Annotated in this window: 12 protein-coding genes; 3 read left to right on the plus strand and 9 right to left on the minus strand. The window is 61.7% G+C overall.

Annotated features, from left to right (window positions below):
- Positions 1 to 37 precede the first annotated feature (37 nt).
- From AB4N91_RS25955 to AB4N91_RS25965, 3 genes are all read right to left on the minus strand, one after another.
- Positions 38 to 8230: an Ig-like domain-containing protein gene (locus tag AB4N91_RS25955; RefSeq protein WP_460111886.1), complete on the minus strand. Its 8193-nt coding sequence runs from the start codon at positions 8228 to 8230 to the stop codon at positions 38 to 40.
- Between the two features lie 51 nt (positions 8231 to 8281).
- Positions 8282 to 9118, minus strand: a complete 837-nt coding sequence (locus tag AB4N91_RS25960) for a sulfotransferase family protein (RefSeq protein ID WP_460111887.1) — start codon at positions 9116 to 9118, stop codon at positions 8282 to 8284.
- Between the two features lie 126 nt (positions 9119 to 9244).
- Positions 9245 to 10816, minus strand: coding sequence for a glycosyltransferase family 39 protein (locus tag AB4N91_RS25965; protein WP_154913449.1), 1572 nt, complete (start codon positions 10814 to 10816; stop codon positions 9245 to 9247).
- A gap of 241 nt (positions 10817 to 11057) precedes the next feature.
- On the opposite strand from AB4N91_RS25965, the gene AB4N91_RS25970 reads away from it, so the two are divergent.
- Positions 11058 to 11645, plus strand: a complete 588-nt coding sequence (locus tag AB4N91_RS25970; RefSeq protein WP_083375317.1) for a phage tail protein — start codon at positions 11058 to 11060, stop codon at positions 11643 to 11645.
- A gap of 50 nt (positions 11646 to 11695) precedes the next feature.
- Entirely contained in the window at positions 11696 to 12007 is a 312-nt protein-coding gene (locus AB4N91_RS25975; RefSeq protein ID WP_424479449.1) for a DUF6916 family protein, read from the plus strand.
- Positions 12008 to 12123: 116 nt separating this feature from the next.
- Here the strand turns inward: AB4N91_RS25975 and AB4N91_RS25980 are convergent, their stop codons facing one another.
- Genes AB4N91_RS25980 through AB4N91_RS25995 form a run of 4 tightly spaced genes read right to left on the minus strand, consistent with a single transcriptional unit; the run spans position 12124 to position 16829 of the window.
- Positions 12124 to 12621: a GNAT family N-acetyltransferase gene (locus tag AB4N91_RS25980; protein ID WP_460111888.1), complete on the minus strand. Its 498-nt coding sequence runs from the start codon at positions 12619 to 12621 to the stop codon at positions 12124 to 12126.
- 12 nt (positions 12622 to 12633) lie between these two features.
- On the minus strand, positions 12634 to 14730 hold the full coding sequence (locus AB4N91_RS25985) for an HlyD family efflux transporter periplasmic adaptor subunit (RefSeq protein WP_460111889.1): 2097 nt from the start codon (positions 14728 to 14730) through the stop codon (positions 12634 to 12636).
- The gene (locus AB4N91_RS25990; protein ID WP_102594837.1) at positions 14731 to 16050 is read right to left on the minus strand and encodes an efflux RND transporter periplasmic adaptor subunit; all 1320 of its coding nucleotides are present in this window, start codon (positions 16048 to 16050) and stop codon (positions 14731 to 14733) included.
- On the minus strand, positions 16047 to 16829 hold the full coding sequence (locus AB4N91_RS25995) for an efflux RND transporter periplasmic adaptor subunit (RefSeq protein ID WP_154502473.1): 783 nt from the start codon (positions 16827 to 16829) through the stop codon (positions 16047 to 16049). The genes AB4N91_RS25990 and AB4N91_RS25995 overlap by 4 nt, the downstream gene beginning before the upstream one ends.
- A 497-nt stretch (positions 16830 to 17326) precedes the next feature.
- Here AB4N91_RS25995 and AB4N91_RS26000 point away from each other — a divergent pair, with 497 nt between their 5' ends.
- Positions 17327 to 18016, plus strand: a complete 690-nt coding sequence (locus AB4N91_RS26000) for an NYN domain-containing protein (RefSeq protein WP_460111890.1) — start codon at positions 17327 to 17329, stop codon at positions 18014 to 18016.
- On the opposite strand, the gene AB4N91_RS26005 is transcribed toward AB4N91_RS26000, so the two are convergent.
- The gene (locus AB4N91_RS26005) at positions 17997 to 19472 is read right to left on the minus strand and encodes an efflux transporter outer membrane subunit (RefSeq protein ID WP_460111891.1); all 1476 of its coding nucleotides are present in this window, start codon (positions 19470 to 19472) and stop codon (positions 17997 to 17999) included. The two genes, AB4N91_RS26000 and AB4N91_RS26005, sit on opposite strands and share 20 nt — an antisense overlap.
- On the minus strand, positions 19469 to 20536 hold the full coding sequence (locus AB4N91_RS26010) for an HlyD family secretion protein (protein ID WP_154913445.1): 1068 nt from the start codon (positions 20534 to 20536) through the stop codon (positions 19469 to 19471). The genes AB4N91_RS26005 and AB4N91_RS26010 overlap by 4 nt, the downstream gene beginning before the upstream one ends.
- Between the last annotated feature and the right edge of the window lie 25 nt (positions 20537 to 20561).

Genomic DNA, 20561 nt, shown 5'->3' on the forward strand with positions numbered 1-20561 from the left:
GACTGCCCCTGAGTGCTGCACTGATTTTATGGTTATTTCAGGCCTGCATTTCGCTGATGCCGACCTGTTTCAACGCTGCGGCCAGGCTGTCGACCTGCCGTTGCTCGGTGTCTTTGAGTTGTTGCAATTGCTCGTTCAGCGTCAGCGCGCCAAACACGCCGCGCAGTCCTTGGGAAACATCCCCGCCCCTGATGGAATGACTGCCGAAAGAGTTCAGCTCGCCGCGTTCACTGCTGGTGTCCTGATTGAACAGACTCGACAGCGTACTGGTGCTGAATACCCCGCCATCGCCACCCCCAAAGCCAAGGAAACCGTGACCTGACCCATCGCCGCCACTGTCGCTGCTGCTGAATACCTGGGCGATGAAGCTGCGGGTCAGCGCGCCACGGTTGATGAAAATGTCCCCCAGCGGCCGGATGCCGTTGCCGATCACCCGGTCTTCGAACAGCGGGGTAAAGGTCAGCGGCGAGCCCAGCGCGCCCGTTGGCGCGGCGAAAATGATCGGTTGCAGCGGCACGTTCGGTTGCTCGGCAACGGTTACGGGTTGCGAGACGGGGATCACCGGATCGACCGGCACCAACACACTTGGGGTCGATACGGTGTTGATCGCGAAGTTATTCGACTGGCTGGCGCCGCTGCCGGCATTGCCCGAACCGTCACTGACGCCCGCGATGTTCAGGCTGATCACGTTGCTGCCGTTGCTGACATTGTTGGTAGGCGTCAGCATCGCGGTCCAGGTTGTGCCGCCGTCGCTGCTGGACAGGTCGGACAACGTGCCGTTGGCCACATTGATGTCGGACAGATCGAAACCGCTCACTGCTTCATTGAACGTGATCGTCACCAGCGACGTCTGCCCGACGCCAATGTTGGGGTTGGCGACCACGACGGTGACGGTCGGCCGTTCACCGTCGATGGCGTAATTGTTGGACACGGCGAAGCTGCTGCCGATGTTGCCTGCCAGGTCGGCGACATTGCTGGTGTCGAGGGCGATGAAGTTGCTCGGGTCGGACATATTTGCTGTGGGCGTGAAGGTCGCGGTCCAGGTCTTGCCGCCGTCACTGCTGGCCAGGTTGCTCAACTCGCCGTTGGTCACGCTCAAATCCGACAAGTCGAAGTCGCTGACCACCTCGCTGAAGGTGAAGGTCACGAGCGTGGTCTGGCCAATGCCCAAATGCGAATTGGCGACCACGATGGTGGCGGTCGGGCGCGTGGCATCGAGGGCGTAGTTGTTGGAAATGGCAATCGCGGCACCGGCATTGCCTGCCGCGTCAGCCACGTTGCCGGTGTCGAGCAGGATCAGGTTGGTGGTGTCGTTGATGTTCGCCGTCGGCGTCAGGGTCGCGGTCCAGGTCACGCCGCCGTCGCTGCTGGCCAGGTTGGACAGCACACCGTTGGCCACGCTGAGGTCCGACAAGTCGAAACCGGACACCGCTTCGCTGAAGGTGATGGTCACCGTGGTGGTCTCGCCGATACCGAGGCGATTGTCCGCGACCACGATGGTGGCGGTCGGCCGCGCCGTGTCGACGGCGTAATTATTGGAATCGGTCACGCCCACGCCGCTGTTGCCTGACGCATTGATCACACCGCTGTTGTCGAGGCTGATCAGGTTGCTGCTGTCCGTCACGTCGACCGTTGGCGTGAAGGTCGCCGTCCAGGTGACGCCGCCGTCGCTGGACGAGACATTGCTCAGCGTGCCGTTGGCGATGGTCAGGTCAGCGTTGCTGAAACCACTCACCGCTTCGCTGAAGGTGATGGTCACGCCTGAAGTTTCGCCGGCCTTGAGGGCGTTGTCGGCGATCACGATGGTCGCGGTCGGCACTTGGGTTTCCACCACGTAGTTGGCGGAGTTGGTGGTGCCCGTACCGGCGTTACCGGCCTGGTCTGCGATGCCGGTGTTGTTCAGGGTGATGAGGTTGGTCGCATCGGTCACGCCGAGGGTCGGGGTGAAAGTCGCGGTCCAGGTGATCCCGCCATCGCTGCTGCTGACGGCGCTCAACGTGCCGTTGGCAATGCTCAAGTCGCTGTTGTCGAAACCGCTGACCGCCTCGCTGAAGGTGATGGTCACCAGTGAGGTTTCGCCCGGTTTCAGAGTCGTATCACTCAAGACGATGGTGGCGGTCGGGCGCACGGTATCGATGGCGTAATTGTTCGAATCGGTGGTGCCGCTGCCCGCGTTACCGGCCAGGTCGACGATGCCGGTGTTGTCCAGCGTGATTAGGTTAGTCGCATCGTTGACGCTGACGGTCGGCGTGAAGGTTGCCGTCCAGGTGATGCCGCCGTCGCTGCTGCTCACCGCACTCAATGTGCCGTTGGCGATGGTCAGGTCGGCATTGGAGAAACCGCTGACCGCCTCGCTGAACGTGATGGTGACCAACGAGGTTTGGCCCAGCGCCAGCGTGGTGTTCGCCACCACGATGGTGGCCGTCGGGCGCACGGTGTCGATGGCGTAGTTGTTCGAATCGGTGGTGCCGCTGCCCACGTTGCCCGAGGCATTTTGCACACCGCTGTTGTCCAGGGTAATCAGGTTGGTGGCATCGGTGATGCTGGTGGTCGGCGTGAAAGTCGCCGTCCAGGTGATGCCGCCGTCGCTGCTGCTCACCGCGCTCAACGTGCCGTTGGCAATCGTCAGGTCGGCGTTGCTGAAACCGCTCACGGCTTCGCTGAAGGTGATGGTCACCAGGGAGGTTTCACCGATGTTCAGGGCGTTGTCGGCGACCACGATAGTCGCCGTCGGCAGCACGGTATCGATCGTGTAATTGCCGGAATTGGTGGTGCCGCTGCCGGTATTGCCAGCAAGGTCAGCCACGCCGGTATTGGCCAAGGTGATGACGTTGGTCAGGTCATTCACTCCGACGGTGGGCGTGAAGGTCGCGGTCCAGGTGATGCCACCGTCGCTGCTGCTCACGGCGGTTAACGTGCCGTTGGCAATCGTCAGGTCAGCGTTGGTGAAACCACTGACGGCCTCGGAGAAGGTGATGGTCACCAGCGAGGTTTCGCCGGCACTCAGGGTCGGGTCTGCCAGGACGATGGTCGCGGTAGGGCGGAGCGTATCGATGGCGTAGTTGTTGGAATCGGTGGTGCCGCTGCCGGCGTTGCCCGCCAGATCCGCGATCCCGGTGTTGTCCAGGGTGATCAGGTTAGTCGTGTCATTGACGCTGGCACTCGGGGTGAAGGTCGCCGTCCAGGTGATGCCGCCGTCACTGCTGCTCACCGCGCTCAACGTGCCGTTGGCAAGGGTCAGGTCGGCGTTGGTGAAACCGCTGACCGCTTCCGAGAAGGTAATCGTGACCAGCGAGGTTTCGCCGATGCTCAGTGCAGTGTCCGCCACCACGATGGTGGCCGTCGGACGCACGGTATCGATGGCGTAGTTGTTGGAGTTGGTGGTGCCGCTGCCGGCATTGCCCGAACCGTTTTGCACACCGCTGTTGTCCAGCGTGATCAGGTTGGTGGCATCGGTAATGGTGGTGGTCGGCGTGAATGTGGCCGTCCAGGTGATGCCGCCGTCACTGCTGCTCACCGCGCTGAGCGTGCCGTTCGCGATGGTTAGGTCGGCGTTGCTGAAACCGGTCACCGCTTCGGAGAAGGTGATGGTCACCAGCGAGGTTTCGCCGATTCTCAGCGCATTGTCGGCGACCACGATGGTGGCGGTCGGCAGCACGGTGTCGATCGTGTAATTGCCGGAATTGGTGGTGCCGCTGCCTGTGTTACCGGAGAGATCGGCCACACCAGTGTTGGCCAAGGTGATGACGTTGCTCAGGTCATTCACGCCAACGGTAGGCGTGAAGGTCGCAGTCCAGGTGATGCCGCCATCGCTGCTGCTCACGGCCGTCAACGTGCCATTGGCAATCGTCAGGTCAGCGTTAGTGAAACCACTGACGGCCTCGGAGAACGTAATCGTCACCAGCGAGGTTTCGCCGGCACTCAGGGTCGGGTCTGCCAGGACGATGGTCGCGGTAGGGCGGAGCGTATCGATGGCGTAGTTGTTGGAATCGGTGGTGCCGCTGCCGGCGTTGCCCGCCAGATCCGCGATCCCGGTGTTGTCCAGGGTGATCAGGTTAGTCGTGTCATTGACGCTGGCACTCGGGGTGAAGGTCGCCGTCCATGTGATGCCGCCGTCACTGCTGCTCACCGCGCTCAACGTGCCGTTGGCAAGGGTCAGGTCGGCGTTGGTGAAACCGCTGACCGCTTCGCTGAAGGTAATAGTCACCAGCGAGGTTTCGCCGATGCTCAGTGCAGTGTCCGCCACCACGATGGTGGCCGTCGGGCGCACGGTATCGATGGCGTAGTTGTTGGAGTTGGTGGTGCCGCTGCCGGCATTGCCCGAACCGTTTTGCACACCGCTGTTGTTGAGCACGATCAGGTTGGTCGCGTCGGTAATGCTGCCGGTCGGCGTGAACGTGGCCGTCCAGGTGATCCCGCCATCGGCGCTGCTCACCGCGCTGAGCGTGCCGTTCGCGATGGTCAGGTCGGCGTTGCTGAAACCGGTCACTGCTTCGGAGAAGGTGATGGTCACCAGCGAGGTTTCGCCGATTCTCAGCGCATTGTCGGCGACCACGATAGTCGCCGTCGGCAGCACGGTGTCGATCGTGTAATTGCCGGAATTGGTGGTGCCGCTGCCTGTGTTACCGGAGAGATCGGCCACACCAGTGTTGGCCAAGGTGATGACGTTGCTCAGGTCATTCACGCCAACGGTAGGCGTGAAGGTCGCAGTCCAGGTGATGCCGCCATCGCTGCTGCTCACGGCCGTCAACGTGCCATTGGCAATCGTCAGGTCAGCGTTGGTGAAACCACTGACGGCCTCGGAGAAAGTGATGGTCACCAGCGAGGTTTCGCCCGCGGTCAGGGTGGTATCGGCCAGCACAATCGTGGCCGTCGGACGCACCGTGTCGATGGCGTAGTTATTGGAATCGGTAGTGCCGCTGCCGGCGTTGCCCGCCAGATCCGCGATGCCGGTGTTGTTCAGGGTGACCAGGTTGGTCGTGTCGTTGATGCTGGCGCTCGGGGTAAAGGTCGCGGTCCAGGTGATGCCGCCATCGCTGCTGCTCACGGCCGTCAACGTGCCGTTGGCAATCGTCAGGTCGGCGTTGGTGAAGCCGCTGACCGCCTCAGAGAAGGTGATGGTGACCAGCGAGGTCTCACCGATTCTCAATGCGGTGTCCGCCACCACGATGGTTGCCGTTGGCCGCACGGTGTCGATGGCGTAGTTGTTCGAATCGGTAGTGCCGCTGCCGGCGTTGCCCGCCAGGTCGCTGACCCCGGTGTTGTTCAGGGTGATCAGGTTGGTTGTGTCGTTGATGCTGGCGGTCGGCGTGAAGGTCGCCGTCCAGGTAATTCCGCCGTCGCTGCTGCTCACGGCCGTCAATGTGCCGTTGGCGATAGTCAGGTCGGCGTTGGTGAAACCGCTCACCGCCTCGGAGAAGGTGATGGTCACCAGCGAGGTCTCACCGATTCTCAATGCGGTGTCCGCCACCACGATGGTTGCCGTTGGACGCAATGTATCGATGGCGTAGTTGTTGGAATCGGTGGTGCCGCTGCCGGCGTTGCCCGCCAGGTCGCTGACCCCGGTGTTGTTCAGGGTGATCAGGTTGGTTGTGTCATTGACGCTGGCAGTCGGTGTGAAGGTCGCCGTCCAGGTGATGCCGCCGTCGCTGCTGCTCACCGCGCTCAGGGTGCCGTTGGCGAGGGTCAGGTCGGCGTTGGTGAAACCGCTGACGGCTTCGCTGAAGGTGATGGTCACCAGCGAGGTTTCGCCGATTTTCAGTGCCGTGTCGGCCACCACGATGGTCGCGGTCGGGCGCACGGTATCGATGGCGTAATTGTTCGAATCGGTGGTGCCGCTGCCGGCGTTGCCGACCAGGTCGCTGATCCCGGTGTTATCGAGGGTGATCAGGTTGGTCGCGTCAGTGATGCTGGCGGTTGGCGTGAAGGTGCCCGTCCAGGTGATGCCGCCATCGCTGCTGCTCACGGCCGACAAGGTGCCGTTGGCAATCGTCAGGTCCGCGTTGGTGAAACCTGTCACGGCCTCGCTGAAGGTGAAGGTCACCAGCGATGTTTCGCCGACCTTCAGCGCGGTGTCGGTGAACACGATGCCAACGGTGGGGCGCAAGGTGTCGACCACGTAGTTATTGGAGTTCGTGGTACCGACGCCGGCCGTGCCCAGGCCGTTGTTCACCCCGGTGTTGTCCAGGGTGATGAGGTTGGTCGTATCGGAAATGCTCGCGGTCGGCGTGAAGGTGGCCGTCCAGGTGATGCCGCCATCGGCGCTGCTGACGGCGCTCAGGGTGCCATTTGCAATGGTCAGGTCGGCATTGGTGAAACCGGTCACGGCCTCGGAAAAGGTGATCGTCACCAAGGACGTTTCGCCGATGCTCAGCGTGGTGTCAGCGACCACAATGGTTGCGGTCGGCGGCGGCGCATACGCGGTGTTGAGTACACCTCCGTCGTTGAAGATAGTAGCGACGGAGGTCGGCGAAGTGCCGGTTGTACCTCCACCCTGCGCGGTACCGCCTGCTCCACTGGCCGCGGCATTACCAGCCAGCGCCGCGAAGTTGGAGGCCGTGATCAGCAGCGTGCCTTTGTTCCAGATCGCGCCGACGCCCCGACCGCCGATGCCGCCATTGCTGGCATTGCTGCCTTGGCCACCGCCACCGCCACCGCCACCACCGGCGCCGATGTTGTTGCTGATGGTCGAAGTGCCGATGATGGTAATGGTGCCGCTGCTGGCGTTGTAGATCCCGCCCGCCGCGTTGCCGCCAGCGCCACCAACTTTGTCCCAACCGGCGCCACCGCCCCCGCCGCCAATGGAAATCGTGCCATTGGTGGCCGTCGAGCCGTTACCGCCGTTACTGTAATAGGACACGCCCAGCCCGCCCGCGCCGCCAGTATTGGCGCCACCGCGACCGCCCATGTGGGTCGCGTCATAACCGCCACCGTAGCCGCCGGCATTGGCGCTGCCAGCCTGGCCGCCCAACGTGCCGGTGCCCGGCCCGGCCGAGCCACCGTGCCCGCCGTTCTGACCGCCCAAACCGCCGCCACCACCACCGCCACCGCCGTAATAAGCACCCGTGACACCGCCGCCGCCACCGCCGCCGGAAGCGGCATTGGAGGTCACGCTGACGTTGTTAAGGGTCAGGATGCCGGCGTTGAAAATCCCCCCGGCCATGGCCCCTGAGGCACCGTAGCCACCGTTACCGCCCGTTCCCGCCACCAGGCCACGGGTAATCACTAGGCCATCAAGGGTCACGGTTCTGCCCGCGGCAATTTCAATCACCCGGGTCCGGTACTGACCGTCGAGAATTACGTCAGCCACGCCGTCGTTGTTCAAGTCGCCATCGACGGTGATGTTCTGGTTGATCAGCAGTTCGGACGTCAGCTGCACCGTCATGCTGGCGTTGAAGGTGACGATATCGCCGTTCTGCGCCGAGGCGATGGCGGCACGCAACGAGCCGATACCGGTGTTGCCGTTGTTGGTAGCAGTCCAGGTCGCCAGGCCCCACTGATACTCACTCATGGCCGTGGTCGACAGCACGTTGGCGCTTTCGATGTTGCCGGTGACAATTTCCAGGTCCCAGTCGCCGCCGATCCCGGTGCGGTTGCTGGAAGCGGCTACATCACGGCCGGTCAGCTGCGCGAGGGAATCGACAAAACTCAAGCCTCGCTCACCTTCGGCGGTGTAGCAGCCGTAGATCATGATGTCGCCGCCGGCATTCATGTCCTTGCCGATTTCCGCCAGCACCGCACTTCGGGCCGCGACGTTGTCGGCCGACAGATAGCTGTCGCCCAGCCACAGGTCGCCCGCGTTGCCGTGAGCAATGATTTGCACCGAACTGATGCCCTGATGGGTATCCAGATAATCGGCAATCTGTTGCAGACCGTCCCGGCTCGCGTCCAGCTGAACCACTTGAGTGCCAGGCGCCACGCCTTTGAGCAGGCTGTCGGCGTCCTTGACCCGGGAATCGACGAATACCACGCTCTGCCCCGGTACGGCAACGGGTGTTGAAGCCGGCGTGGCATCGGCCTGGCCGTGGGTGTCTTGGCTGGCGACCGGCTGATCATTCGCCGGCGCTTTCGCCGCGTCGGCCGTGGGATGGCTTTCAGGCTGGGCGGCATCCGCCACGGTGGCCGCGACCGCGCCGTCGAACAACATTCGCGGCTCCAGGGACATGATCATGGGCGAGGCCAGCGCCCGTGCACCTTCGGTAACCCGCGACTTGCCTTTGCTCCACCACATGCTGCTCACCCGGACTCGAACTTTCGTGACGCGAAAATGAAAATGCCGCGATCAACTGATCGCGGCATCGGCTTTCATGCGAATGACATTGGCGGCGCTGGCTGAGCCATCGAGCCAGAAGGACAATTCTGCGTACTGCTTGAACAAGTCCGGCGGCAAAATCGTTCGCCGCGATTGCAGTTCGACCCTCGGCTTGACCTTGTGCAGGCCCGAAACCCCCAGGGCCTGGTCGAACGCTGGCGCGTCGTAAGCGAGGTGATCAAAGTCATGCTCGAACCAGGGTTCGCCGATGAAGTCGTAGACCAGCCGCATCACCCGATCCGGCGCCTGAGTCAGCAGGTCGTAGTCGACGATCAGCAGCGACTCGGCGTGTTCGCCGTAATAGGCTTCCTTGAGCGCAGCCCAGGCAAATCCCACCAGGCGATTGCGCTGGGCCAGGGTTTCGCAACGGCTGTAGACGGTGTTGCGCTCGATCGCGTCGCCGAACAGTTTGGTGTTTTCAAAGGGGTTGGCGCGGTACAAACGCTCGATGCTGTCCATGACCCAGGCGACATTGCGCACACAGGCAATGAACTTGGCTTGCGGGAACAGGTCGCTGATGGCCGGCAAGCGCGAACTCCATAGCCGGTTGGTGTCGAACACCACCGGTTTGTCGGCCTTGTCGGCGTAGAAGGAGTCGAACAGACCGCGCAATAAGCGTCGGCGCAGATCGGTATCGATCACCGCGCCAAACTCACTGCCGGCGCTGCACTGTTCCAGAACACCTGAAAACAGGGCGCCAACGGGGCTGGTCATGCCGGCGTGGAAACGCGGGTTCTGCAACAGGATTGCAGAAAGCAGGGTCGAGCCTGAACGCGGCAAGCCGGAGATAAAGTGGTACTGCTGCATCCCTTCACCTGATCATCAGTCCTTTATGTATGACGGAGCGTAGACTATGAATGGCCGAAGCAGTAGTAGTGTTTTGATATCAAATCGAAGCTAAATCGTCTGAAAAACAAGATTTTTGTTACTGACTTAACGCATCACGAACAAGCGCGCATTGGCGCCTCCTGCCTGCGTTTGGCCAACGCTCTGCCAGCCGGCGGGCAACGGGGCGAACTCGTCCGGCACACCGACAGTGCCGATCAACCACACGCGCCCCGTGCCTTTAGGCAAGGTGCCAAGGCTATCGAGGTAAATGTCCGGGGTCACCAACGTGCCGAAACCATAAGCACTCGGCCGGCTCGAGGCACCGCCTGATAACGGTGGCGTGTACAGCAACGGCTTGGCGTCGGTGCGGTTGTAATAGACGTAGCTGAGGTACCAAAGCATGTCGCTGGTGACGATTCGGTCACCGGCAACGAAGTGCTGGTTGACGTAATTGACCATGACGTTGAACTGGTCGTTGCTATCGACCGTGGCGTTGTTATTCAGGCCCACCAGTTCGACACCGGCAAACAACACCAGCACCGTCATGGCCAACACCCGGGCCCCTGAGTACAGGCGATCAATGGCCAGTGCGGCAATCATTGGCAGGCCGAGGGCGTAGGCAGTGAGGTAACGCTCGATGAACACCGGCGAGACAAACGACACCCCAAACACTACCAGCAACGGCACAACGGTGTAGATCACCACCAGCGCACTGCCCCGAATCACGCTGCGATCCCGCGCCAGCGCCACCCACATCAAGGCCAGCAACGCCAAAGGTAACGTGCTGAAAATCAGGGTCGGCAGGTTCTCGCCATCGTCCTGGATCAGAAACGACCAGATCATCGACGGCAACGAGCCGAACGTGACCGGTGCCTCCCATCCCACATCGCCATTGGCCTTGAGCTGATCCATGTGCTGGACCAGATCGATCAGGCTCGGCACCCAAGGCAAGTACAACAACACAATCGCCACGTTCGCCAGCCACCAGCCGGGGCGTTGAATATGCCGCAAGCGGTAACCTGGTTGCAGGCGGATCACCCCCAGATACAGCCAATGGCAAAGCACGCACAGGGCGGTGAAGTAATGGGTGTAGAACGCCGCTGTCATGAGCAGCACATACGCCACCAGATAACGCGTGCGCCGGGGGTATCGGATCCAGTAGACCAAGGCAATCGTCGCACCGATCAGCCACAGGCCCAGCAGTGAGTACATCCGCACTTCCTGGCTGTATCGCACCGCCGTAGGCAGCAGCGCCAGCAGCAAACCGGCCAGCAGCGCGGCACGCCGGGTGGCGAGCAAGTCCATCAGCCAGACGCCGAGCCACACCGTGGCGATCCCGGGCAGCGCGCTGAAACTGCGGATCGAAAATATACCGTCGCCGAACAGCTCGACCCAGCCGTGCAGCAGCATGAAATACAGCGGCGGGTGGACATCGTACGCGGCGTGCAGCCAGATCCCGCCGAGCGAAAACTGGCTCATCAGCAGGCTGGAACCTTCGTCGCCCCAGATAGCCGCCGCCGTCAGGTCGTAGAAACGCACCAGCGCGGCCAACGCGAGGATCGGCAACAGCCAATGTTCGCGCACCCACCGAAGCAAGCGCTTGACGCTCGCCCAGGCACCGGGTGTCGCTTGCGGGCCTTGGGTGCCCTCAAGTGGCAATTCTCTGTACGCCTCCATTGCTCCCCTCGGGACTGCCAGTGAAAAAGCGTGAAGCGTGTCATCACTGTAGGTCAGCGTCAGCGCCGTCGTCGATGCTGGCTTTACGACCAACGACATTCGGCAATCATCCGGATCTACTACGCTCTGGCTTGGCGTGACCCAGCCACGGAGATGAATGGAGTCGGCTGATCAGCGCGATCCGCCCGGATAACCGGGCCTTACGTGACGCTTCAGACACTAACCTGAGGGATAAGGAACTATGGAAGTATTCATGGGCACTATTCAGCCTTTCGCCTTTAACTTTGCTCCCAACGGCTGGGCCCTGTGCAACGGCCAGACGCTGGCGGTCCAGCAATACAACGCGCTATTTGCCCTGCTCGGCGTCAACTTCGGCGGCAATGGCTCCACCAACTTCATGCTACCCAACCTGCAAGGCCGAATGCCGGTGTGCATGGGCAACGGGCTGAACCTGACACCACGGGTCATTGGCGAAATCTCCGGGACCGAGAACGTCACCGCGACCATCACCAACCTGCCGAATCACACCCATGCCTTGTCCGGGCTGACGGCCACCACCACCCTGCAACTGGCCAGCCCGGCGAGCAACCCGGTCACCGCTCCAACCGCGACCAACTCGTACATCGGTGCTTCGGGCGGCGGCCCGGGCTCGGCGAGCATCTTCTCTGATGCGCAAGGCGCTGCGGCGGTACCGCTGAAGGGCGTGGCCACTGCCGTGACGGGGGAAATCTCGTCGGCCGGTAACGGTTTGCCGATGGAAACGATGAACCCATTCCTGGTGCTCAACTTCAGCATCGCCTTGAACGGGTTGTTCCCTTCTCGCAATTGAGGTCTGGCCGGGGGATACCCATCCCCCGGCTGTTTTTCGGGAGTGACGCCATGTTGCAACAGGTTCAAAGCCAACACTTTCAGACCCTGCTGGGCAAGACAGGCTCGCTGCGGCTGCCGGATGGCAGTGAGTTGTCGATCCATATCGACACGCTTGAAGAAACGCCCCATTCGCGGATGCCAAACAGCGAGCGCGTGCCGTTCAGTGTCCAGTTCAACAGCCTGGAACCCACAGCGTTTGTGGATGGGTTATGCACGCTGGAGTTACCGATGCTGGGTCAGGTGCAGGGCATTTTTGTCTCTCGTGTGCCGGCCATGGGCCGTGATCCGGACATGGGGTATTTCTATATCGCCTTCAACTGAACATACCGAAATCCCATTGTAGGAGTGAGCCTGCTCGCGATGGCGGTGGTTCATTCACATCTATGGTGACTGATACTCCGCCATCGCGAGCAGGCTCGCTCCTACAGGGGGTGGATTCAGCCTTGTGGATACCACACCAACCGCTCCGCCGCCGGGCTGCACTCTTCAACCTGAAACCCCAGCGCCAGGTAATGCTGGCGCGCATGGGGATTGTTGGCCCAGACCACCGTAGCCACCGGGCAGCGGATCTGTTGGGCGGCTTGTAGCACACCTTGCAGCACCTTGCGGCCAAAACCCTGGCCGCGGGCCTGTGGAATGAATGCCAGGTACAACACGCGAATTTCATTGGGGCCAAAATCGGTGGTCAGCGCGCCGATGGCTGTGTCGAGCTTTTCAATCACGTAATGCATCGCGTTGGGGAATCGCTCCCCCAATCCCTGTTCCTGCACCTGAAATTGCTGGGCGACCACCTGCTCCACCACCTCTCGCTCACCGTCGATCCATTGCAGATCCGGCCGCGCCGCCTGGTAAAGACTGTGCAAAAAAGGCCCATCGCTGGTCCGCGAGGGCCGAACCACCAAACCATCGGCCGCCACTGATTCGGTATTCGCCATCACCTGCTCTCCTTAGAAACCGCTTTCCCTGACACCCAGCGCCGCCATGCGGCGCCAGGCCACGCCCAACAACGACTCGCCGCGGCCCTGCAACACCACCACGCCGCGCAAGGGTTGCATCGGCGTCGACGCGGCTTCGAGGGTGCTCAACCGCGCTCCGTATTGTCCCTGCACCGGCTCAGCCCGTTGATGCGCATCCCGGCGCACGGCAATCGGCCCGTGGTGATCGGACGTCAGCGCTTCCTGATCGACATAGGCCGCGCCATTGGTGTCGATTTCGGTCAATTGCACGGCGATCGCCGGGTGCATCGGATCATCGGCAATGAACCGCCCGGTGGCCCCCGGCGCCACGCGCCACAGTTCGGCTTCGGCCAGATAGCCACGCAACCGTGCACCGTCTTCAACGACCCGCGCCAGAGGATCTTTGGTCGACAACCAGCGACCTGCCACCAGTTGCGGCAACAGATCGCGCACGGTGCCGGCGTGGGGCGCGCGCAGCAGCAGACGTTCACGCTGGGCGGCCAGTCCGCGATAGTCGGCCACCGCCTCCGCCAGGCGTTGCTCGATAATCCCGGCGTCGGCGGCGGTTTCGCTGCGACTGGCCTGACGGCGCATCTGCAACTGCTGGATCTGGATTTCACGCCGGACGATGGCCTGGCGCGAGTCCAGGTCCGGCGATTCCAGTTCGATCAGCACCTCACCCTGGACAACCACCTGACCGTCCTGCACGTTCACCGTTTTGACCCGCGCCGCGACGGGCGCGTGCAACGCACTGGCGCGTCCCGCTTCCAGCATCGTCGGCAGCTCCACCGCACTGCGCCACGGCAAAACCAGCACCAGCACCAGTCCGAGCAAGGCCAGACCGCTGAGCAACACGCGGGGAACAGAGGCTTGCTCCCGTCGGCTCCACCATTGCCGCCACTCACTCAAGATCGGCAGGAAGATGAACCAAACCAGCTCCACCAGCATCAGGAAAATCCCCAACACCTTGAAGAACAGGTGATAGACCGCCAGCGCGATCCCGAGAAACAACGCCGCACGCCACAGCCACGCGCCATAGCCCCAGATCAGCAATCGACGTTGCATCTTCGGCGACCAGGGCTCCGGCGCCGCAGCCCCATAGCCGAACAAAAACTCGCGCAACCGCCAACGACACAAGGCAAAGGCTCGCCCTTGAAGGTTGTCCACTTCCCAAAAGTCGCTGAGCAAAAAGTAACCATCAAAGCGCATGAACGGGTTGAGGTTGATCACCAGCGTGGTGATCCAGGTGGCACTGGCGAGCATGAATGCAGCGGTGCGCCCGGGACCGTCCGGCAGCAATGACCAGACCAGCAGTGCAATGCTCGCCAGCAGCAATTCCGCCAGCACACCACCGGCGCCGATCAACAGTCGCGCACGACGATCATTGACCCGCCAGGCATCACTGACGTCGGTGTAAAACATCGGCAGCAACACCATGAACGCCACGCCCATGCTCTGCACCCGACAACCCGCGCGCTTGGCCATGAAGGCGTGGCCGAACTCGTGACAGAGCTTGGCGAAAAACAGCGCCACACCGAACGCCAGAGCGCCGCCGAGACTGAACAGATGCGGGAAGGTGGCGATAAACCGCTGCCAGTCCCGCGACACCAGAAACACCCCGAGCCCCAACGTCACGGGCAACCCGTAGCGCAGCGCCCGCGGGCCGAAGCGCTCGATCCATGGCCAGGCACGATTGAGAAAAGCGTCGGGGCGCCACAGGGGAATGCGAAAAAACAGGTATTGGTGCAGCAGGATCTGCCACAGCGTCTGACGCTGGGCGGCCGCCTTCAGGCTGTAACTGGCGCGCTGTTGCGGATCGAGTGCGCTGATCAGGTCGTGGCCACGCAAAAAGCCCAGCAACTGCTCAAGCTCCGCGCCATCGAGTGGCAACCCGGGCTCGCGGTTGGCGGCGCGTAACACCTGCTCGGGATCCCCCAACGACCAATGACGCAGCAACCGCATCGCGGCGGCACCGAGTTTGAAATAGCGCCCGCGCACTGGGTCGGCGAGGGTCCAGCGCGGCGAGCCATCGAGGGCCGGAGTCGCCACGGACAATTGCAAGTCGGCCCGCAGGCTCGGCAGGCTCATCTAAAGCCCCACACTCTGGCGCAACCCGGCCAGAGGTCGACGCAGCAGGTACAACGCCAACGGAGCACGGTCGCCGAAAATTTTAGCGGTGCCGCGCAGGCCGATGCGCGGCGGTGCGCCCTCGAAATTCGCATCCAGGCGATAAGCCAGTTGTCCGGCAGCGGTGGGTTGCGCCTCATAAGCCGAGCGTTCGAGTTTCGCCAAGTGCCGCTGCAACGGATCGCTGTCGAGAAACAGCGCGACTTGCGCGCCGGGCTCAAGGGATATCGCGTCGCCCACCGCCAGTTCGATGCGCAACTCGGCCTGGGTCGGGTCAGCAATTTCCATCAGCCGCTCGCCGGTCTGCACCGGCTTGCCGGTCCAGCGTTCCGCATCGGCGAACACCGCGATACCGCCGCGCTCGGCGCGGACTTCACTGCGTTTGAGCAATTCGCGGGCGTAATCCCGTTCGGCGCGTTTTTGCTCGACTCGCGCAGCCAGCAGATCGATCTTCGAGCTGGACTCGGCATCGGCGAACGAGCGTTGGGAATTGGCCTTCAGTTCAGCTTCGGCCACCCCCAAGGCGCGTTCGGCCACATCGGCCTGGGCCTTGAGCGTGGTGCTTTCGAAGCGCAGCAACAGGTCGCCGGCTTTGACCGTCTGATTGGGTTTGACCAGGAATTCGGCAATCACGCCGTCCAAGGGCGCAGCCACCACGCGGCCGCCCAATGGAACCACTTCTGCCGGCGCCAGCACCGATTGGCGCACAGGGATCAGCAACCCGAGCAACAGCACGGCGACCAGTGCCACCCGACGTTTTCGGGTCCAGCGCAGCCGCCACGGTTTGCGCGGTTGCAGCGCCAACCAGGCATGGCTGTAAGTGTCGCCCAGTTGCGACAGCAGCACTTGCTCGGAAGGGTTCCACGGCAGGTCCCGCGCCAGCCACAGCCCACCGAATACCTCGCCCTGGTGATCGATCAGCGGCAGCCAAAACACCTGAGCCGCCGAAAGACTTTGCCAATCGGCCTGAATCGATTCGCTGAGGACATTCGCCGGTATCACCCTTGCCTGCTTCAGCACACCGGCCTTGAACAACTGCGCCACGGCCTGCTCGACGAACGCCACGAATGGCGCATTCGGGTCGACGGCACTGACACCCGTCACCGCCTGCACCTTGCCGGCAATCAATAGCGCCGCATGACGAAAACCAAACAGCGCCTGCCCGTCATTGACCAGGCTGTAGGCCAGTTGCGCAGGCGTGCGTGCAGCGCGGGTCAGGCGTTCGAGATCAAGAAACCTGGCGAAGACCTGTTCGGCACCGCTCGCAGCGGGCGCGTTCATTTAAGCTCCGCGAAACGCGCCGTACCGCTCATGCCGGCCAGCAAACCGTTGGCATTGGGCAGTGTTGCAACCAGCAACAAGGTCTGGCTGCCTTCATCAATTCGAGCGCCGAGGCGTTTGACTGTGGCATCCAGCGCTTGACCGGTTTCATCGGGGACAAAGCTGAAGGTCTGACCGGGCTTGAGCCGGGCCATCCAGCGTGACGGCACCAGCAGATGGATCTCCAGCGTTCGATTGTCTACCACATCCAGCAACGGTGCACCGGCCGCCACGCTTTCATAGCGTTTGACCTTGCGCTCGACGACCTGGCCATCGAACGGCGCCAGCACGCTGCAGCGTTTCACCTGAACCTGATAAACCTGAGACTGCGCCTGCGTCTCGCTGACTTTGGCTTGGGCCCGCGCCACTTCAAAACGCCCGACCGAATTCAACGCCGCCAGCTGTTTGTTGTGGGACAGCTCTTCACCCGCACCACGGTTGGCAGCCTGCGCCGCATTGAGCTGGGCCTGATAAGCGGAACAATCGAAACGCGCCAGCGTATCGCCCTTCTTGAACGACTCGCCCTCACTGAACGGCAGCTCGACAATGCGCCCGGACAACTCACTGGCGAGCACCGCCTGATCCCGAGCACGCAACACGCCCCGGGCCTCGCTGCTGGTTGTCGCATTGCTGCCAGCGGTGCTGTTTTCCAACAACGGATCGTCTGGCGCGGGCGTTTGCGCGTGGACTGCGCAGGACACAACGGTCAATCCAATAACCCAAACACAAAAACGCCGCATAACCGTATCTCCCTGACGGATGAGCGGAGTCTATGACAGGGTGGGTGGGCGTCAAGTGGATAGATGTCCTTGGATAGAAATGTGCTGTTTCAAAATTGCCTGATTTCTCAGCACGAAAACGTGGGCTTTCCTTCAGTAGCTATCGGTAATAAATCCCACATCAGATTGGGAACGTACTTTCAATCGATACGGAGAGCAGCGATCGACACTTCAAACCTTTATCGAAATGCAGCACCTCAACACTCTTCCTGTAGCAATTACTAATAACTCAGGCCGATAACGCCTTGACCATCACCAAGGTCGGCGATCAAAACTGACTCGCCGGCGCTGGAAATCCTTCAATCGAGTCAAATGTTGATCAGCCAGTGGGTTGACGTATATGACACACCCGACTTAGGATTCCCCAACTGAACCCCGTACGCAGAGATTAAATTCACTGGCCGTTGGGGTGAAGAAACCGGCTTCGGCCGGTTTTTTCGTTTCAGAGGATTGAGTTTGTGCGAACCGCGTTTTTTGTCGATGGCTACAACGTGTTCTATGGATTACTCGCGGGCACGCCATACAAATGGCTCAATCTGAAAAGTTTGCTGGGCCATGTCGCTTACATCGAGAATCCCCAAAGCTCATTAATCTCGGTTGATTACTTCACCTCATCCGTCAAGCCAGAGCTTTCAACTCGCGGCCGAGCCTCCAAAGAAGCTCAAGACACCTATTTGCGTGCATTAAAAGCAACCAACGTTGCCGTTCACTACGGTCGCCATAAGCTTGAGCCCGCGAAAGCACCTCGCTTCATTGACAGAAAAACTGGCGCCTCTCGCCAAGACAAAGTCGACATCTGGAAGCTTGAAGAGAAAGAGACAGATGTCCACATTGCGATCAGCATGTATCGCACAGCCGCAAGACAGACCAAGTTCCATGCTAATAAACAAATCGAACAGCTAGTCCTGGTATCCAGTGACACAGACATGACTCCAGCCCTGAAAGCAATTCGAGAAGATTTTCCTGACATGAAAGTCGGGGTCATTCTTCCTCACCGTGCCGAGTTAAACCGCCCATCACCAGGTTCTTTGAAGGAGCACTCTCACTGGATGCGGCGTGTCGTCACCTCTGAAGAGTTGCAGGTACACCAATTTCAGACACGGGTACCGACCCATAAGGCTCCCGCCATCAAACCGGATTACTGGTAACGACACTAGCCAACGGATACACCGACTCCCATCCCCCACCCAACGCCTTATACAAACCCACCATCGCCAGCGACACCCCGGTCGAGCTCTCGACAAACTGCTCCTGTGTCGCCAACAAGGCGCCTTGCACTGTCAGTACGTTAACGAAATCCACCACCCCTTCCACATATTGCTGCTGCGCGGTGCGCAGGGCGATCCGGTTTTGGCGGACGGCTTCGGCGAGGCTGTCGCGGCGTAGTTGGCTGGCGTTGTAGGCGCTCAGTTGATCGTCGATTTCATGCCAGGCGCGCAGGACGGTTTGCTGGTAGGCGATGGCGGCTTCCTGTTGCTGGGCCTCGCGTAAGTTCAGGACCCCGCGCAGGCGGCCGCCATCGAACAGCGGCAGGCTGAATTGCGGGCCGATGCCGAACAAGCGCGAGCCCCAAGAGCCGAAATCGCTCAGTTGCATGGCTTGCGAACCGATGTTGCCCGACAGGGTAATCCGCGGATAGAAGTCCCCCTTGGCCACGCCGATGCTCGCAGTAGCGGCGTGCAGTCGGGCTTCGGCCTGACGAATATCCGGGCGGCGTTCAGCCAATTGCGACGGCAGGCCAATGGCGACCTGGCGCGGTGTCGAAGGCACGGGGGCGTCTGTGGATAACTCGGCCTGGAGCGCTTGAGGCGGTTCGCCCATCAACAAGCTCAGGGCGTTGATCAGTTGTGACTGGCGCTGTTCCAGCGCGGGCAGACGCGACTCGATGGCGGCGACTTGGGCAGCCGCTTCGGCGACATCAAGGTCAGTGGCAACGCCGTCGGCCAGACGCAGTTGCGAGAGTTTCAGGCTGTGCCGGGCGACCTCGAGGTTTTGCTCGGTAACGGCCCGCGTGCTCTGTACGCCGCGCAGTTGAATATAGTCCTGAGCGGTTTCGGCGAGCACCGACAGCAGCACCCCACGGCGATCGTTTTCCGCGACTTCCAGGGTCGCATCGGCGGCTTCGGTTTCGCGGCGCACACGGCCCCAGAAATCCAGTTCCCAGGAGGCGGAGAAACCTGCGTCCCAGAGGTTGAACGCCGAATCACCGTTGTTGCCTGATGGGTCGTTCAGACCTTCTCCGCTGTTGCGTTTGCGCCCGTAGCTGCCGGTGGCGGCGGTATTCGGATAACGGTCGGCCGTGATGACCTGACGCGCCGCACGGCTTTGCTGCAAGCGGCTGCTGGCGATTTTCAGATCGAGGTTATCGGTCAAGGCGCGCTGGGTCAGGGCCGAGAGTTTTGGGTCGTTGAAGACGTCCCACCAGCGTTCGTTCATGTCGGTGGATACCGCTTCGCTGGCGGCGGCTTTTGATGGTTTTGACCATTCAGTGATTTTTTGGGGTTGAGGCTTCTGGAAGTCGGGGCCGACGGTGCAGGCGGAAAGGCTCATGACCAGCGAGGCGCACAGGGTGAGTTGAGGCCAGTGGCCAACGCAGATCTTCATCGCTGAACCACCTCGGACGCAGTCGCCTCACTGGCCGTATCAATCCTCGCCTCCACCGACATCCCCACCCGCAACCGCTCGGCCAATGCCTGCCCCGGATCCAGAATGATCTTCACCGGAATTCGCTGCACCACCTTGGTGAAGTTGCCGGTGGCATTGTCCGGTTTGATCGACGCAAACGTCACACCGGTCGCCGGCGCGATGCTCTCGACGCGCCCCGTCAGGACCTCGCCTCCGAGGCTGTCGACACGCACTTGCACATCCTGCCCAGGCTTCACGTCGGTCAGTTGGGTTTCCTGGAAATTGGCGACCACGTAAGCCTGTGCCAGCGGCACCACCGCCAGAATCTTGCTGCCCGGCGTTACGTAAGCGCCGACCCGCACAGCCCGCTCGCCCACCATGCCGTCCTGAGGGGCAACGATGCGCGTGTAAGACAACTCGTAGCTGGCCATTTCCAGCGCCGCTTGCGCCCGCTTCAATCCACCGTCGGCCGCGTCGCGCTGCGCGGTGAGGATCTCCACTTGCTTGCGTTCCGCCGCCAGCACCGCCGTGACATTGGCCAACCGCGCGGAGGCCTGATCGATGCGCGTGCGCGCTTGCTGAGCATTCTGCACAGTGCCGGCACCGACCCCGGCGAGGTGGTTGTAGCGGTTCAGTTCATGCTCGGCGAAGGCCATTTCAGCCTTGGCCGACACCACCGTGGCCTGGGCCTGAGCGATCACCGACGTCTGGCGTTCAAGGGTCGCCTTAGCATTTTGCAGTTGCGCCCTGGCCACCAGCGTTTCGGCATCGGCGGCTTGGGCGGCGGCACGCAGGTCGCGGTCATCGATCAACGCCAGCAACTGCCCGGCCTTGACCTGCTGGTTGTCTTCCACCAGCACTTCCTTGATGAAACCCGCCACGCGAGGCACCACCAAAGTGAAGTCCGCCGAGACGAAGGCATCATTGGTGTTCTGCTGGCTGCGCTTACCGAAAACGCCTGGCGCCAGCAGGTAAATCAGCACGCCGACCGCCACCACTGCGGCGACGCCGACAGCCACTTTTTGCTTTGTTTGAGTCGTCATAAAAACCTTCTGTTTCAGTGAAGCA

The sequence above is a fragment of the Pseudomonas sp. H3_D04 genome (assembly GCF_054669175.1).